This window comes from Aeromonas sp. HMWF014 (assembly GCF_963878295.1).
Lineage (GTDB): Bacteria > Pseudomonadota > Gammaproteobacteria > Enterobacterales > Aeromonadaceae > Aeromonas > Aeromonas popoffii.
Map to the genome: position 1 here is coordinate 1 of NZ_CAWNYS010000216.1, position 1,339 is coordinate 1,339.

Here is a 1,339-nt window from a genome sequence, read left to right on the forward strand (position 1 = left end):
GTACTGAGCTGGATGAGCAGACCCGCCGTTTCCTCGCCATGATGGCCATCAGCCAGCGCCTGATGGCACAGGAGCTCAAGGTGGCCGAGCGTGATCTGGTGATCCTGGCCCAACCCGGCTTTCACCTCGACATGGCCATGCGCCCGCTGGCCGATGGCCGCATCCTGTTCAACGACCCTGCAGCCAGCGAGGCGCTGATCCAGCAGGTGCTGACCAGCGACGGCAGCCTCAGCGACAGCGAACGCCAGGGTCTCACCGAGACCCTCACCAGCCTGAAACAACAGGCCGAGCGCTGGCACAAGATCCATGCCCTCATCCGGCAGCAGCTGACCGATGCCGGTCTGACCCCCATCGCCACCCCGGGCGCCTTCAGCGTGAACAAGCGGGCGGTGAACTGGATGAACGGCATCATGGGCACGGCGCAGCACCCCTTCTACATCACCAACGCCGCCAGCATAGCCCCCCTGAATCAGGCCTTCGGCGCTTGGTTGAAACGCGATGTGCCCGAGCTGACCACCTACTTCGTGGGTCAGACAGCAAGCAGCACGTGGGCGGGATTTAACCAGGCGGAAGCCCTGCTCAGGGGCAGCGGTGGCCTGGATTGCATCACCTTGCACCACGAGTAGCGAGAACGTGAGCCGGACGTTCAACTGACCGTCATTGGGCTCGAAAGCGGGCTCTGTGTAATTTGCGACCAGCATGTTTGCTGGACCGCTTTTCCATGTTGGACATCCTGTTCAAAGGCGCTGTCAGGAGGCGGTGCTCCGTGCACTAACACGATGAAGTGTTGCCCGGAGCCATCCCTCTTCTGAATCGTCATCCGCTGCGTGCATGCCCGCTCACAGGGAGGCGGCCCTGCATCTGCTGAAAACAGGAGACCCAGGCCGGCGAGATGTTTCATCGCCGGTGAGCAGATCGGCGTCACAGGCAAAAACGGGGCGGGTTAAAGCACCTTGCAGGGCACCCGCCCGGATCGCTTGGGCAGAATGAAGGTGATGCTCGAGGCGATCCCCTGTGGTATCGGCCCAGGCCCCCGACTTCGTCCAGTGCGTCACTGCCGCCATGCTGGCGCGCCGACAGCCTGCCGCCGACCAGTGAAACCGGATAACAAAGAGGGCTCCCCGCGGGGAGCCCTCTTGCTATTGCTGCTGGGGGTGACTCAGGTGTGGATGCTGGCCAGCTCGTGCCGTTTCAACGCCAGCAGTGTGATGAGAAAGGCGGCGGTGGCGATCAGCGCCATGCCGATATAGGTGGCACTGAACCCCGGGGCCAACTCGGCCGGGCTCAGGCTAGCCAGATTGTGGCTGGTGCCGGCCGGCAGGGCGGCATGAAACAGCAC

2 pseudogenes are annotated in these 1,339 nt (G+C 63.3%); one reads left to right on the forward strand and one right to left on the reverse strand.

From position 1 onward, the window contains the following. A pseudogene (locus tag AAC083_RS08620) lies at positions 1 to 626 on the forward strand (hypothetical protein); the annotation flags it as partial. Between the two features lie 533 nt (positions 627 to 1,159). Here the strand turns inward: AAC083_RS08620 and AAC083_RS08625 are convergent. Continuing rightward, positions 1,160 to 1,339, reverse strand: a pseudogene (locus AAC083_RS08625) (MFS transporter); the annotation flags it as partial.